The sequence below is a fragment of the Maricaulis sp. D1M11 genome (genome assembly GCF_047308265.1).
In the GTDB taxonomy this organism is placed as follows: Bacteria; Pseudomonadota; Alphaproteobacteria; order Caulobacterales; family Maricaulaceae; genus Maricaulis.
In genome coordinates, this window is the sequence record NZ_JBKQWY010000007.1 from 302,863 (window position 1) to 317,433 (window position 14,571).

Sequence of the window (14,571 nt, forward strand, 5' to 3'; positions counted from 1 at the left end):
GCACCTCGCTCAGAAGGTGCCAAGTGCAGGGACGGATGGGATGCCGGGAGTGGACTACCGGTTGCTGACGATTGCCTTTATCGCAGCGGCTGTGTCTTCATTTGCGATCATGATCATGGCGGCGCGGGGAGCGCGGACCCGTGGTCGGGTGCGTGCGGCCTGGATTGCGGCGGCGGGTGCGGCCGTGGCTGGAAAGTCCTGGGCGCCGCTGTTTGTAACCAATCTCGCCCTGACCCACCCCCTTCTTCTGCCCCTTGATGACTGGCGCGTCAGCCTCAGTGTCGTAGTCGCCATGGCCCTGGGCGTGACCGGTTGGGCTGTCGCCATTCAGGGTGATCGCCCGCGCTGGTATGTTGTGGGCGGTGTGATTGCCGGGCTGGCGCCCGTGGCCGTCTCCTTGATGACCTGTTTGCCCTCCGGCGTGCTCGATGAGATCGGTTCGCCCCTGTTTTGGGGGGTGATCGGCGGTGTGACCGTGGGGGCCCATGTTCTCGCCTTTGTCTGGATCCTGCGTCGACCGACGATCAAGCGCGGTGTCGCGGCGGGCATCCTCCTCACCCTAGGAACACTGATGGCCAAGCTTGTGGGCAATGCGACCACCGGCCAGGTCAGCGTGCCTCTCGATCAGCCGGTGTTAGCGGATCAGTCCAGCCTGTTGATCGCCTTTGTGATTGCGGTGACTACGATTGCCCTGGCGATTGTCGGAATTCTGGCTGCTCTCTTCGATAACTCCATGAGCCATCGGCATGCCCGTGAGATGCGGCGGATGCGCCAGCTCAATGATGCCAGTTTCGAGGGCATTGTGGTTGTCCGCGATGGGCTGATCAGCGAGGTCAATAAGCGGTTTTGCGAACTGACCCAGCTCAAGCCGGCCGACCTGATCGGATGCCCGTTCCTCAAAGTCACCGCCGATTGCGATTCCTCACGCCTTTTGAGCGGAAGCCTGAGTGAGGAATCGGTGGAATGCCGGGTTCGTTGCCGTGATGGCTCGTCCGTGGCTGTCCAGGTCCGCAGCCGGCCAATCGAATATGCCAGCGAAATGCTGCAGGTCTACGCCTTTCGGGATATTTCGAAAGAGGACCGCGTTCGCGCCCAGATGACGCATATGGCGCACCATGATGCGCTGACAGGCCTGCCCAATCGCATTGCGTTCCGGAAGGCCTTGGAAAAAGCACTGGACTGCGCGCGTCAGGCGGATGGTGAGGTGGCGGTTCTGTGCCTCGATCTCGACCGGTTCAAGGAAGTCAATGACATCCACGGCCATGCCATGGGTGATGAATTGCTCAAGGCCGTTGCGGGCCGCCTGCTCGATGGATTGCCCAAGCATGCGATTGCCGCTCGACTGGGAGGCGATGAGTTTGCTGTGGTTATTCCGGATACGGATCGCGAAAACGCGCAGATCATCGCAGAGCGACTGGTCAATTCCGTGGGGTCTCCGGCCATTTTCGGCACCGTCCAGCTCAATGTCTCCTCATCTGGTGGCATCACCTATTATCCGATGAACGGGGAATGCCCCGAGCGTTTGATGAACCAGGCCGACCTCGCGCTTTATCGAGCCAAGGGCCAGGGGCGTAACCGCGTCAGCGAGTATGATCCGGGTCTGGACCGGATCGTACAAGAGCGCCGGGCACTGGAAACCGCCCTGTCAGATGTGATTGAGGAAGAGGGCCTGGACCTGCATTTCCAGCCCCAGCTGAAGCTGGGAACAGGTGAAATCTGTGGGTATGAAGCCCTGGTGCGCTGGGAGGATCCCGAACGCGGATTTGTACCGCCGAGCGAATTTGTTCAGCTGGCTGAAGAAACCGGCATGATCCTGCGCATGGGCCAATGGGTGCTAGAACGCGCCTGTCGCGAGGCCGTGAACTGGACTGACGGAGCTTCGGTGAGCGTCAATGTCAGCCCGGCCCAGTTTCGCCAGGGCAATCTCGTTCTGGCCGTGCAAAGTGCGCTCAAGGCCACGGGGCTGGATCCGCGCCGTCTGGAAATCGAGATCACCGAGGGCGTGCTGATCGATGATGAAGAGCGTGCCCAACAAATCCTGAAACATCTGAAAGCGCTGGGTGTGGGCGTGTCGATGGATGATTTCGGTACGGGCTTTGCCTCGCTCAACTATTTGCGGGCCTTCCCGTTCGACAAGATCAAGCTGGACCGGTCCTTCATGTGTGGTCTCCACCGTGATCGCGAAGCGCAGATCATCGTCTCCTCCACCCTGGATCTGGCCCGCCAGCTGGGTCTGGGTGTGGTCGTAGAAGGCGTGGAGACGCTCGAGGAACTTGGAGCTCTGGGGGATCATCCCGAAGTGGTGATGCAGGGGTATCTCCTGTCCAAACCCATGCGATCTGGTCGCATTGCCGGATTTGCCGAGGCTTGCGAGGAATTGCGGACCGAAATTCGCAATGTTGCCTCGGGCTGCGCACACCCGCAATCCTGGCAGATCGTCTAGAGGTCTGTGTCGAACAGCGAGGGCTGGCCATCCCCGCCCAAAGGGCGACGGAACTGGCTGCAATCGAGCGCGAGGCGCGGTGCTGTCAGTTTCAAGCGCCGGGTCGCGGTGCGAAACCGCTTGGCCAATAGCTGCGCAAAGGGCCCGCTTCCCCGACCGCGCTGACCCCAGCTGGCATCATATTCGCGACCGTTACGCATCTGACGCATGATCGACATCACATGGGCGGCGGCGTCGGGACGGGTGTCCGCCAGCCACTCTTTAAACAGGTCCTTGATCTCCAGGGGCAGGCGCAGCAGCACATAGCCTGCAGAGCGCGCGCCTGCTTTCTGGCCAGCCTCCAGAATGGCCTCCATCTCGTGATCGTTCAGGGCGGGAATGATGGGGGCCGTCATCACGGTCATGGGAATGCCCGCCTCTGACAGGGCTTTCAGGGCAGCCAGGCGTCGGTGAGGGGCCGCGGCGCGCGGTTCCATGTCGCGCGAGAGTCGACGATCCAGCGTGGTGATCGAGATGGCGCCCTTGGCCAGTCCTTTCGCGGCAAGGGGAGCGAGTATGTCGATATCACGCAGGATAAGAGCCGATTTGGTGATGAAACTTACCGGGTGCTGGTAGCGCGCAAAGACTTTCAACAAATTACGTGTGATCTCGCGTTCGCGCTCTATGGGTTGCCAGGCATCGGTATTGGCACCGATGATGATGGGTTTGGGCCGATAGGAAGGTCGGTTGAAGGCCTGTTCCAGGAGTTCCGCCGCATTGGGTTTGGCAAACAAAATCGTTTCGAAGTCCAGCCCGGGGGAATATCCCCAATACGCATGGCTGGGGCGGGCATAGCAGTAGACGCAGCCATGTTCGCAGCCGCGATAGGGGTTGATCGACTGGTCAAACGAAATGTCGGGAGATGAATTGGTGGAAATGATGGAGCGCGACCCATCTTTCAATACGGTCGTTCGACGCTGTGGCGCTTCATCGTCTTCGGTCCACCCATCGTCAAACGGGTCGTACTGGCGGTCTTCATAGCGCCCGGATGTGTTAGACCGAGCCCCCCGTCCCCGGGCCAGAGGGCGTGCTGGCTGTGGGGATCCCGAATGGGCGTTCAGGGCAAATCCACCGGAGGGCTCGGTCATGGGTTCATCATGACTCAATTCCGGAACAAAGCAAGAACAAAATCTTCTGATTGGCGGTCAGTCAGTGGTAGTTGCACCGTCCGGTCGGAAATAGACCTGCTCCCTGTCCATCAATGCGAAACTGTCGCGCAGGGCGGCCATGAGATGGGCGTGGTCGGCCATACGCACGGGCCCCGTCAGATACCCTTCACTGTCCAGGCTTTCCTGGCGGGTCTGGCCGGAGATGAGGGAGTGGCGCCACAGCTCAACGCGAATGGCGTCGCTGTTCGACTGCAGGCCTTCGCTCAACGCCCGATAGGCATCGCGCAGGGCGATTTCGCCGGCGGTGATGTAGAGCTGGTCGAGATCATCGAGCAGTTTCTCCCGCGACATGGATTTCGGCTTGTACTTGCCGTGATTGGTCTTGGTTTCAATCAGACAGGCCTGCCAGCCTCCCTCGATGGCGCGCAAGAAAATCCCGTCAATCCCCTGCGGGCCCTTGCCTGGTTTGCCATTCAGCTGAATCCAGCCGCGTGACGCCATGATCAGTGCCGTCAGGGCTTCGCCAAAATTGCCCTGGTCGTCGGAGCGTACGAATTGTGCGTGTTTGGGGCCTGTGAATCGCAGACCCGGAGCCTCGAAATCGAGATGGGGCAGGGGCGCCCGTCTTTCGGGCTCGTTCGACGTCTTCTTCTCGTCTCTACCCCCAAAGGTCAGCCAGCGGGCCAGCCCGCCCAGTGCCAGGGCGAAGAGGGCGCTGATGCCGGCGAGGACGAACATCTGTGTCATGTCGCTGAACCGTGTTCGAGGCGGGCCTGTATTTCGAGCAGATCCTGCCAGGCCAGGCGTTTGTCGGCCGGACGCCGCAACAGGTAGGAGGGGTGAAACACGGGCAGGGTCGCGATGGGCTGTCCCTCCGGATCGCCAGCCGGATTGCGGACCGCATACTCCGTCCATCGACCGCGCAGGCGGGTGATGCCCGTGCTGGAGCGCAGCAGGCTCTGCGCCGGCACTCCGCCCGCCAGAATGAGTATGTCAGGCTTCTTCAGAGCAATATGGCGTTCTGCGAAGGGTAGGCAGGTGGCGATCTCGTCCTGCGTCGGACTGCGATTGCCGGGCGGTCGCCAGGTCACGATATTGGACAGATAGACGTCATTATCGCTGAGGCCGATGGCTGCCAGCATCTTCTCGAGGAGATCTCCGGACGGACCCACAAAGGGCATGCCCTGCTCATCTTCTTCACGCCCCGGAGCCTCACCCATGATCATGATGCGCGCATCGGGATTGCCGCGCGCGAAGACCAGATTGCGGGCCGTGTGCTTGAGCGCACAGCCCTCGAACTTGGCCAGAATGGATTTGAGTTCGTCCAGCGATCGGGCGTGGGCGGCGGCGTCTCGCGAACTGGGCCCCGTCGCGCTCTGGGCACCAAATCCCGCGGCCCGCGCGGCCCCTGCCATCGCGGTCCTGCGTTCCGTTTGTGGCGGGCTGGCGGTGTCCGGTCGGTGCTGCGCGACGGGATCTGGAGTGTTGGACGCATTCCCGACGCGGGTATCCATCGCACCGGGACGCGGCGGTTTGGGGCGCACAATCGGCGTGTCGAGCTCGATACCCGCCTCCTCCCACCAGGCCAGGAGGGCTTTGAGGGCGCGTTCGTCCGATTGGGTCAGGGGAGTGCCGTGTGCTGCCATTGTTGACGTGTACGTTAACGTAAAACCTTTGATCCGCGCGCATGCTCGGGTTACATAGAGGGTCGAACCTATGCCAAGAGGGCGGTGCTGCAAAACCTGCAGGGCTGTTTTTGCGAACTGGCATACAGAAAATCTGACCGCTGCCAGTATAAACAGGCGCGGAACGGGCTGTAGAGTTAGAAGACACTATAGAGTTAGAAGATACGGGCTGATCGGGAGAGGATGCGCCATGACGGACGCCGCGATTGAACGCGAATCCATGGAGTACGATGTTGTTATCGTTGGAGGTGGCCCGGCGGGTCTGTCGGCAGCGATTCGTCTGAAACAATTGGCTGCCGAGGCCGGGCAGGACGTTTCGGTTGCTCTGCTGGAAAAGGGAGCCGAAGTGGGCGCCCATATCCTGTCCGGCGCCGTTGTCGACCCGAAAGCCCTGAACGAATTGATCCCCGACTGGAAAGATCAGGGCGCGCCGCTCGACAATCCGGTGACCGAGGACGTCTTTACGGTGCTGGGGGAAGCCGGCTCGATCAGCTTGCCCACGTTTATGTTCCCGCCGCTCATGGATAATCACGGATGCTATATCGTGTCCCTGTCCAATGTGTGTCGCTGGCTGGGTGAACAGGCCGAGGCGCTCGGTGTTGAAATCTATCCTGGTTTCCCGGCCGCCGACCTCGTCGAGGAAGACGGTGTCATCAAGGGTGTGGTCACGGGTGATTTCGGTGTGGCGCGGGATGGCTCGGCCAAGGATGGCCATCAGCCCGGCATGGAGTTGCGCGCCAAATACACTCTGATCGGTGAGGGTGTTCGGGGCTCTCTCGCGAAGAAAATCATTGATCGCTACAGTCTGGATGAGGGGCGTGAGCCGCAGAAATTCGGGATCGGCCTGAAAGAGCTGTGGCGTGTGAAACCGGAAAACCACAAGCCCGGCCGTGTGCAGCACTCTATGGGCTGGCCGCTCGACAATTCGACCGGCGGTGGCTCATTCCTCTATCACTGGGGCGATAATCTGGTGTCGATCGGCTATGTCGTGCACCTGAACTATAAAAATCCCTACATTTCTCCGTTCGAGGAATTCCAGCGTCTCAAGACCCATCCGGATATCTCGGCGGTTCTAGAAGGCGGCGAGCGGATCTCTTACGGCGCACGGGCGATCACAGAGGGCGGCTATCAGTCGGTGCCGGAACTGGCTTTCCCGGGCGGAGCCCTGATCGGGTGCTCGGCCGGTTTCGTCAACGTGCCGCGCATCAAGGGCAGCCATAATGCGATGAAGACCGGCATGCTGGCCGCCGAGAGCACGTTTGCGGCCATGGCCGAGGGGCGGTCGCACGACACAATGAGCGAGTACCAGACGGCCTATGAGGGGTCCTGGGTGGCGCAGGATCTCAAGAAGGTTCGTAATGCCAAGCCGCTCTGGTCGAAATTCGGAACCCTGCTTGGCATTCCTCTGGGTGGTTTCGACATGTGGTGCACCACGCTGTTCGGAGGCTTCTCCTTCTTCGGCACGCTGGGGCATGGCAAGACGGATGCAGAAAGCCTGCAACCTGCCGAACGGTTCAAGCTGATCGACTATCCCAAACCGGATGGCAAGCTGACTTTCGACCGCCTCTCCTCGGTGTTCATTTCCAACACCAATCACGAGGAAGATCAGCCGGTTCACCTCAAGCTGACGGATGACGCCCTGCAAAACTCCTCAGAGCACGACGTGTTCGCCGGACCGTCCACGCGATACTGCCCGGCGGGCGTGTATGAATGGATCGAGGACGAGGCCGGAGGGGCTCCGCGTTTCCAGATCAATTCGCAAAACTGCGTCCACTGCAAGACCTGCGATATCAAGGATCCGAACCAGAATATCACCTGGACCACACCGGAAGGTGGCGGGGGTCCGATGTATGCGAATATGTAAGCACAACGCATAGATCTGGCTTGCGTCGAAAGGCCGGGCAGCTCACGATAGGCCTATGAAAACTCGCCTTAAAGTGATTGCCCTGGTCGGTCTTTCGAGCGTGCTGGCGGCCTGTGCCACCGCCAATACGGTGTTGAACACCTCCGTATTGGGCAGTGATCCTTTCGCCCCGCATGAAGAGACCTCGGCCTATGGGGCGTTTCTGGCGGCGCGGTATGCGGCTGCACAACGCGATGCTGATGGGGCTGCAGGGTTTTACGCCGAAGCCCTGGAACTCGCGCCGGACCAATCCGCGCTTTTAGACCGGGCCTTTGTCGCCAGCATGATTGCCGGTGATATGGAGCAGAGCCTGCGTCAGGCCCGCGACAGTGTCAGTGTGGGAGATCAAAGTCGCCTGGCGGGGCTATATGTGGCCGCCGACTATCTCCAGAACCGGCGATATCGTCGTGTTGATAGCACTCTTGCCGAGGCGCCGGACTACGGGCCGTTCAATGCGTTTCTGTCTGACGTGCTGGCCCAGTGGTCCCGCGTGGGGCAGGGCAAGGCCGACGAGGCGTTGGTCGAGGCCCAGTCGATGCAGGCACCGGGCTATCTCAGCGCGTTTGCCCAGTTTCAGACTGCCCTGATCGCAGATGCGGCGGGGGAAACCGAACTGGCCCGCGAGCAATACACGGCCGCGTTGATGGTCGCCCCGTATCGACGCATGGTGACTATTGAATTCGGGGCCTTCCTTGAGCGCAATGACGAGGCCCGGCAGGCCGCTGCACTCTATCGCGCCTATCTCGAGGTGGCGCCGGACGAGCCGAGTGTGATGGAAGCCCTGGCCCGGGTCGAGGCCGGCCGACGGGCACCGGCCCGGCTGCGTCCCGCGGAAGGGGCTGCGCGCGCCAGTTTTGGTCCCGCAGCTGCACTGGCCGCCCAGGCGGATATGGATCTCACCCTGATCTATCTGCGCATCGTGCAGCGGCTTGATCCAGATTACGGCCCGACCCGCACCTTGTTGGCCGGTCAGCTGGAGCGCATCGGCCTGCCCGATGCAGCCCTGGCCGAATATGATGCTGTTCCGGACGGGCCGTTCCGTATGGGTGCGGATATCGACCGGATCTGGCTGATGGCCCGGACATCGCGTCTTGAGGATGCCACCGTGATGGCCCGGCAATTGTTTGGCGAGACCGGGGATAATGAAGCGCGCTTGATCCTGGCTGATCTTCTGCGTGTGCAGGGCGAATGCTCTGAAGCCGAAGGGCTTTACGCGGGTGTGATCGAGGACAAGCGCGCGAGCGATGAGCCGGATGACTGGCGGTATCACTATTTCCGAGCGGCCTGTCTTCACGATCTGGACCGCTGGGATGAGGCCGAGCCGGAGTTCGAGGCGGCCCTGGCATTGGCGCCACACGAGGCCCAAGTGCTCAATTATCTGGGTTATATGTGGATCGACCGGGGCGAAAATCTCGACGAGGCGTTCAACATGGTGGCCCGGGCTGCAGCCCTGGAGCCGGAAAGCGGTTACATCATCGACAGTCTGGGATGGGCGCATTATCGCCTGGGTGATTACGAGGCTGCGGTGCGCGAGCTTGAGCGTGCCGCCTCCCTGGAGCCCGGCAATGCGACGGCCAATTATCATCTCGGAGATGCCTATTGGCAGGTTGGACGTCTGATTGAGGCTCGTTTCCAGTGGCAGCGCGCGATTGAACTGGACCCGGAACCGGAGGAGCGGACAGGGCTGGAATTTCGCCTGGCCCATGGTCGTCTGCCGGAGGAATCGGAGCTGGACAGCCTCGTCTCATCCCCCGACAGTCTTGCCGACACGCCTGATACCGCAGCCGAGTGATCGACATGCTGAGTGAGGCGGCTCCCGCCAAGATCAATCTCACGCTTCGGGTCGGAGCACCGCGAGAGGATGGCTATCATCCGATCGACAGCCTGGTGGTGTTTGCGGATTTCGGTGATCGTCTGGACGTGCGCGAGGCGCCCGGGCTGATGCTTGTGATGGGCGGGCCGACCGCGCGTGATGTCCCTGACGATAATGATAACCTGGTTCTGCGCGCCGCGCGGGCTTTGCAAAGCGCAGCGGGTATCGAGGCGGGCGCGCAAATTCATCTCCACAAACACATCCCGGTTGAGGCCGGTCTGGGCGGTGGATCAGCGGATGCCGCGGCGGCCCTGCGACTTCTCAATACGTTTTGGGGTGTGAACTGGTCGCTCGACCGGCTGGCGCAACTGGGCGCCGGACTGGGTGCGGATGTGCCGTGTTGCGTCTATTCGCAGCCGCTGCGCATGCGCGGCAGGGGGGAGTGGATCGATATCCTCTCCAACTGGCCAGACATGCAGGGAGTACTCATCAATCCCGGGGTCGCCGTCCCCACCGGACCTGTGTTCAAGGCCTTTGATCGCAGTGATCCCGCGGCTCTCGTCGAATCTGACCCCCCCGCGCGTGACCACCTCGCCTGGCTGTCGACCCAGCCCAATGATCTGGAAATGCCCGCCAAATCGCTCGCTCCGGAGATCGCTGACGCGCTCGACTGGTTGGCAGCACAGCCGGGGGTGATTCTGGCCCGCATGTCCGGGTCAGGCGCGAGTTGTTTTGCCGTGTGCGAACCGGGCACGCATGAAGCGATTGCGGCGGCCTATCCCGGATTCGCAAAAGCGGTTCGGTTTCCTGGTGGTTCGCGTTAAACCCTCGCCATGACCGGTTTTCTTCCTGCTCTATTCGCCTCTCTGGCTGTCGCGACAGTTCTGGCCTGGCTCATGCGCCGTGTCGGCATTGTCGACATGCCCAATGCGCGTTCAAGTCATGCCACCCCTACGCCCAGAGGTGGCGGCCTGGCTGTCATGACAGGGTTCGCGGCCGGGCTCATCCTACTCGCAGTGGACGCACCGGCCGTGGCCGTCCTGCTCGCTGCATGCCTGGTCTGTGGTCTGCTGGCCGCTATGATCGGGCTGCTGGATGATCTGTTCACCCTGTCGGAAGGGTTGAAATTCATTGCCCTTCTGGCGCTCAGCCTGGTGCTGGCCGGCGTCAGCGGACCGGTTGACTGGTTCCTCGTCCCGCTGCCCGGCGTGATCGGTCTGGCGGGGTCGGCACTTTTCCTGTTTGTGCTGATCAACGGGGCCAATTTCATGGACGGGTCCGACGGCATGCTGGTCGTGCTGATGGGACCGCCTTTGATGGGACTAGCGCTGCTTGATGCGGGAGTTATTGGCGCCAGTGCGGCGCTGCTGGCTGCGGCGCTGGTGGGATTCGGCCTTTTTAATGCGCCGGTGTTGGGCGCGCGCGGCAGTCTGTTTGCCGGAGATGCCGGGTCGCTGGGGCTGGCGATGGTTACGGGCGGACTGATGCTGGCGTTTGCAGCACAGGATGGCCCGTCCCGTGTGTTCCTGGTCGCGATCCTGATCCTGCCCCTTCTAAGTGATGTTCTACTGACCCTGGCCGCTCGGGCGAAGGGCAAGGTCAATCTTCTCAAGGCTCATCGGTGTCATGCCTATCAATTGCTGATCCGTCTCAAGGCGAGCCATCGCCAGGTCGCGTTGATTTATGCGGGGCTGGGCTGGGCCTGCGTTGCGCTGGCATGGAGCCTGTCCACCGTTCCGAGCTGGGCCCAGGCCTGCGGATTTGTCATGGCGGTCGCAGCGCTGGCCCTTGGGCACAGACAGGTGCGGCGGCGTGCGGCGGCTGCCGGAGAAGATGTTTACAACTGATCGAACTGGCGCCCACCTGGGGTGGGGCAGGGCAGGCAGGGTGGTCCGGTGAGTGGCCTAGTAGGCGCGCTCCACCACGAAATCGACGAGATCCACCAGGGCTGTGCGCCAGACATTGTCCGGGAAGATGTCCAGCGCCTGACGAGCGATCGCGGCCCGATCCCGCGCGGCTTGCAGTGTGGCCGCCAGCGTGCCGCGGTTCTGGATATAGGCGCATGCCTGTTCGAAATCGCCGTCTTTCTGGTCTTTTTTACCAATAGTCCGGGTCCAGAATTCCGCTTCCTCGCCCGTGGCCGCCTGGATCGCCAGGGCGACGGGCAGGGTGACCTTGCCTTCGCGGAAATCATCACCGAGATCCTTGCCCAGCGCGGCGCCAACTCCGCCATAATCCAGCGCATCATCGACAAGCTGGAAAGCGAGCCCCAGTTCGCGGCCATAGGTGCGCAGGGCCTCTTCCTCGACATCCGGGCGGTCGGCCACAATGGCCGAGACCTGGGCAGCTGCGGCAAACAGCGCGGCGGTCTTGGCGTCGATGATTTCCATATAGGTTTCGACCGAGACGCTCATATCCGCGACGGCGGAGAGCTGGCGAACCTCTCCCTCGGCGATTGTCGAGGCCGCGTCGGACAAGACGCCCAGGGCGCGCATTGAACCGGCTTCGACCATCAAAGAGAAGGACCGGGCAAAGAGGAAATCGCCCACCAGCACGCTGGAAGCATTGCCCCACACCAGGTTGGCCGCCTGCTTGCCACGGCGCATACCGCTTTCATCCACCACATCATCATGCAGCAAGGTGGCGGTGTGAATGAATTCCACCGCCGCTGCGAGTTTCACCGGCGCATCGCTCATGGCGTCGAGCAGATTGGCGCAGGCAATGGTGATCATCGGACGCACGCGCTTGCCGCCGGCCTCGATGAGATAGCGCGAAAGCTCCGGGATCAGCGGTACATGGCTGTCCAGGCGTTGCAGGATCATGGAGTCGACCCGACGCATGTCGTCATAGGCCAGCTGAGCCAGCCGTTCGGCGGCATTGGGCTGAATGGCCTTGGCGTCTACCGTGCTATCCACGCGGGGGTCCCCTCAAAAGCGCATAAAGTGGCGCGACAATAGAAATCCGTTGCGCCCGGGGCAAGCAGGCTTAACGGTGGCATTTCAGCGCATGGAAAACACAAAGGCGTGACATGAAAGATGTATTCCGCACCAATGACCCGGTAGAGCTGACATTTATCCAGGCCGTCCTGGCCGAAGCCGATATTGAGTGTTTTGTGCTCGATGATGGCATGTCCTCAGCCTATGCAGGCGCATTGCCCTTCATCAAGCGTCGGGTGATGGTGATCGATGAAGACGAGCACATGGCACGAACGGCCATTGCCAGGGCCTTGGATGAGCGTGAATCGGGCGAGGACCAATTGCCTGACTAGTCTCTTCAACTGCGGCCGTCCGGGCGCTCCTGCCTGTCCCACGTGCACGTGTCTTGAAAGCGAATGACAGAAACTTCCCTCAACACCCTGCTGGATGGACGCGTGAAGATCCATCAACCGGTGACCGGTTATCGCGCCGGCATGGATGCGGTCATGCTGGCCGCCTCTCTTGCTGCACGCCCGGGTGAACATCTGGTGGAGTTCGGATGCGGGTCCGGAGCGGCCCTGTTGTGTGCTGCCCGACGTCTGAACGATGTATCTTTTTCCGCCTTCGAGATTGATCCCGTGGCCGCAGATCTGGCGCGCCGCAACGTGGTCGAGAATGCGCTGGACGGCCGCGTCGAAGTCATCGAGGCCGATATCGCCGCACTGATCCAGGAACGCGTGGCGGACCAGGTCTTCTTCAATCCACCCTTTTTCGATGATCCCGCGGCCCTGCGCCTGCCCAAGGTCGAGAAACAGCGGGCCTGGTTGTCCGGACACGCCCCCCTGCCGGTTTGGATCAAATCGGCCGCGCGAGCTTTGCGGTCCAAGGGATATCTCACCGTGATCCATCGGGCTGACGCCCTGCCGGCCATACTCGCCGCACTCGATCGCGAGTTTGGCTCCTTTGTGATCAAGCCCATCCAGGCCAAGGCCGGGCAACCGGCCAAGCGTGTGATCGTTAAGGCAAGAAAGGGCGGTCGGGCGCCCGCGGTCCTGCTGGAATCACTCATCCTTCACGATGACGGGAAACGGGTGTACAGCCCGGCGGCAGATGCGATCATGCACGGTTCAGCGCTGGTGTTGGACGCTTGATCAATTGACCCGCGCTGCCTAGTGTCCGCAGCAAATCCAGACCCTGTCCTTCTTGCCGGAAATACGCCTCATGGCCGATCAAACTGCCCCGTCCTTCCAGGACCTCATCCTGCGCCTCCAGACCTACTGGGCCCAGCAGGGCTGCGCCATTCTCCAGCCCTATGATGTGGAAGTGGGCGCTGGTACGCTGCATCCGGCCACAACCCTTCGCTCGCTGGGTCCGCGCCCGTGGCGCGCGGCCTATGTCCAGCCTTCACGCCGCCCGGCTGATGGTCGTTACGGCGAGAACCCCAACCGTCTTCAGCATTATTACCAGTTCCAGGTGCTGCTGAAGCCGTGCCCGGCGAATATCCAGGATCTCTATCTCGGCTCCCTCGATGCCATCGGCATTGATCGCAAGCTGCATGATGTCCGCTTTGTGGAAGATGACTGGGAAAACCCCACTGTCGGCGCCTGGGGCCTGGGCTGGGAAGTCTGGTGTGACGGCATGGAAGTCAGCCAGTTCACCTATTTCCAGCAGGTGGGCGGACTCGATGTGGATCTGGTCTCCGGCGAGCTGACCTATGGTCTCGAACGCCTCGCTATGTATGTGCAGGGCGTCGAGAATGTCTATGACCTCGATTTCAATGGCGCCGGCATGCGATATGGCGATGTCTTCCAGGAAGCCGAGCGTCAGTTCTCGGCCTTCAATTTCGAACATGCCGATGTGGATACCCTGACCCGCTGGTTCGAGGACGCCGCGCGTCAGTGCAAGGACTTGCTGGCTCTGGACACGCCCTTGCCGCTGCCCGCCTATGATTTTGCCCTCAAGGCCTCGCACCTGTTCAACCTGGTGGATGCGCGCGGCGCGATCTCGGTTGCTGAACGCGCCAGCTGGATCGCCCGGGTGCGCGAACTGGCCAAGGGCTGCGCAGATGCCTGGGTCAGCCAGGAACGCGCCGCACTTGAGGCGGCCGAGTAAACGGGACAGATCCCAAGCCCCAACAGAAGGAGGCGAGACTATGAGACTACCCCTTCGCGGCGGCTGCCAATGTGGCGCAGTCCGATTCGAGATCACCAAACAACCGCTGACCCTGTATTGCTGTCACTGCACGACCTGCCAGCAACAGACGTCATCGGCCTTCGGCATGTCGATGCTGGTTGAGCGGGACGGTTTCCGCTTCCTGCGCGGCGCGCCAAAATCCTTCAAGATCCCCACCGACAGCAAGTCGGAAAAGGTCGGCCTGTTCTGCGAGAAATGCGGCACCCGAATTGCCAATGACACCACGGGGCGTCCGGCCCTGTCGCTGAAGGCGGGCTGTCTGGATGAGCGCGCCAAACTGGTGCCCGTCGGCCATATCTGGACGAAGTCCGCTCAGGACTGGGTGGTCTTCGGGGATGATGACCTGATCTATGATGAAGCCCCTGATGACGGGTATTTCGCCCTGATCGAGCGCTGGCGCGCCCAGGAACACGCCTGACATCCGTCCTTTCTGCCGGGCGCCCGCCGCCCGGTTCTCCTCTGTCTGAATGA

At 61.6% G+C, this 14,571-nt stretch carries 13 protein-coding genes; 9 read left to right on the top strand and 4 right to left on the bottom strand.

What is annotated here, in order from left to right:
• The first annotated feature begins 40 nt into the window (after window positions 1-40).
• Window positions 41-2,443, top strand: coding sequence for a putative bifunctional diguanylate cyclase/phosphodiesterase (locus RMQ97_RS12415; protein WP_413661203.1), 2,403 nt, complete (start codon window positions 41-43; stop codon window positions 2,441-2,443).
• Here the strand turns inward: RMQ97_RS12415 and RMQ97_RS12420 are convergent.
• Genes RMQ97_RS12420 through RMQ97_RS12430 form a run of 3 tightly spaced genes read right to left on the bottom strand, consistent with a single transcriptional unit; the run spans window position 2,440 to window position 5,237 of the window.
• Window positions 2,440-3,570: a PA0069 family radical SAM protein gene (locus RMQ97_RS12420; RefSeq protein ID WP_413661204.1), complete on the bottom strand. Its 1,131-nt coding sequence runs from the start codon at window positions 3,568-3,570 to the stop codon at window positions 2,440-2,442. The genes RMQ97_RS12415 and RMQ97_RS12420 overlap by 4 nt on opposite strands.
• Window positions 3,571-3,627: 57 nt before the next feature.
• Window positions 3,628-4,338, bottom strand: coding sequence for a hypothetical protein (locus tag RMQ97_RS12425; protein WP_413661205.1), 711 nt, complete (start codon window positions 4,336-4,338; stop codon window positions 3,628-3,630).
• The gene (locus RMQ97_RS12430) at window positions 4,335-5,237 is read right to left on the bottom strand and encodes a uracil-DNA glycosylase (protein ID WP_413661206.1); all 903 of its coding nucleotides are present in this window, start codon (window positions 5,235-5,237) and stop codon (window positions 4,335-4,337) included. Before RMQ97_RS12430 ends, RMQ97_RS12425 begins: the two co-directional genes overlap by 4 nt.
• A gap of 229 nt (window positions 5,238-5,466) precedes the next feature.
• Between RMQ97_RS12430 and RMQ97_RS12435 the strand changes: the two genes are divergently transcribed.
• Genes RMQ97_RS12435 through RMQ97_RS12450 form a run of 4 tightly spaced genes read left to right on the top strand, consistent with a single transcriptional unit; the run spans window position 5,467 to window position 10,839 of the window.
• Entirely contained in the window at window positions 5,467-7,140 is a 1,674-nt protein-coding gene (locus RMQ97_RS12435) for a 4Fe-4S dicluster domain-containing protein (RefSeq protein ID WP_413661207.1), read from the top strand.
• Window positions 7,141-7,195: 55 nt separating this feature from the next.
• Complete coding sequence (locus RMQ97_RS12440) at window positions 7,196-8,971, top strand: tetratricopeptide repeat protein (RefSeq protein ID WP_413661208.1); 1,776 nt, start codon at window positions 7,196-7,198, stop codon at window positions 8,969-8,971.
• Window positions 8,972-8,976: 5 nt separating this feature from the next.
• Entirely contained in the window at window positions 8,977-9,816 is an 840-nt protein-coding gene (locus tag RMQ97_RS12445; protein WP_413661241.1) for a 4-(cytidine 5'-diphospho)-2-C-methyl-D-erythritol kinase, read from the top strand.
• A gap of 9 nt (window positions 9,817-9,825) precedes the next feature.
• Complete coding sequence (locus RMQ97_RS12450; RefSeq protein ID WP_413661209.1) at window positions 9,826-10,839, top strand: hypothetical protein; 1,014 nt, start codon at window positions 9,826-9,828, stop codon at window positions 10,837-10,839.
• 57 nt (window positions 10,840-10,896) lie between these two features.
• Here the strand turns inward: RMQ97_RS12450 and RMQ97_RS12455 are convergent, their stop codons facing one another.
• A complete protein-coding gene (locus RMQ97_RS12455; protein ID WP_413661210.1) occupies window positions 10,897-11,907 on the bottom strand; it encodes a polyprenyl synthetase family protein in 1,011 nt (336 codons plus the stop codon).
• A 113-nt stretch (window positions 11,908-12,020) separates the two neighbouring features.
• Between RMQ97_RS12455 and RMQ97_RS12460 the strand changes: the two genes are divergently transcribed.
• The 4 genes from RMQ97_RS12460 to RMQ97_RS12475 all read left to right on the top strand — a co-directional run bounded on the left by RMQ97_RS12460 (window position 12,021) and on the right by RMQ97_RS12475 (window position 14,518).
• On the top strand, window positions 12,021-12,260 hold the full coding sequence (locus RMQ97_RS12460) for a DUF2007 domain-containing protein (RefSeq protein ID WP_413661211.1): 240 nt from the start codon (window positions 12,021-12,023) through the stop codon (window positions 12,258-12,260).
• A 63-nt stretch (window positions 12,261-12,323) separates the two neighbouring features.
• Entirely contained in the window at window positions 12,324-13,058 is a 735-nt protein-coding gene (locus RMQ97_RS12465) for a tRNA1(Val) (adenine(37)-N6)-methyltransferase (RefSeq protein ID WP_413661212.1), read from the top strand.
• A 70-nt stretch (window positions 13,059-13,128) separates the two neighbouring features.
• The gene (locus RMQ97_RS12470; RefSeq protein WP_413661213.1) at window positions 13,129-14,019 is read left to right on the top strand and encodes a glycine--tRNA ligase subunit alpha; all 891 of its coding nucleotides are present in this window, start codon (window positions 13,129-13,131) and stop codon (window positions 14,017-14,019) included.
• A 40-nt stretch (window positions 14,020-14,059) separates the two neighbouring features.
• Window positions 14,060-14,518: a GFA family protein gene (locus RMQ97_RS12475; RefSeq protein ID WP_413661214.1), complete on the top strand. Its 459-nt coding sequence runs from the start codon at window positions 14,060-14,062 to the stop codon at window positions 14,516-14,518.
• The last annotated feature ends 53 nt before the right edge of the window (window positions 14,519-14,571 follow it).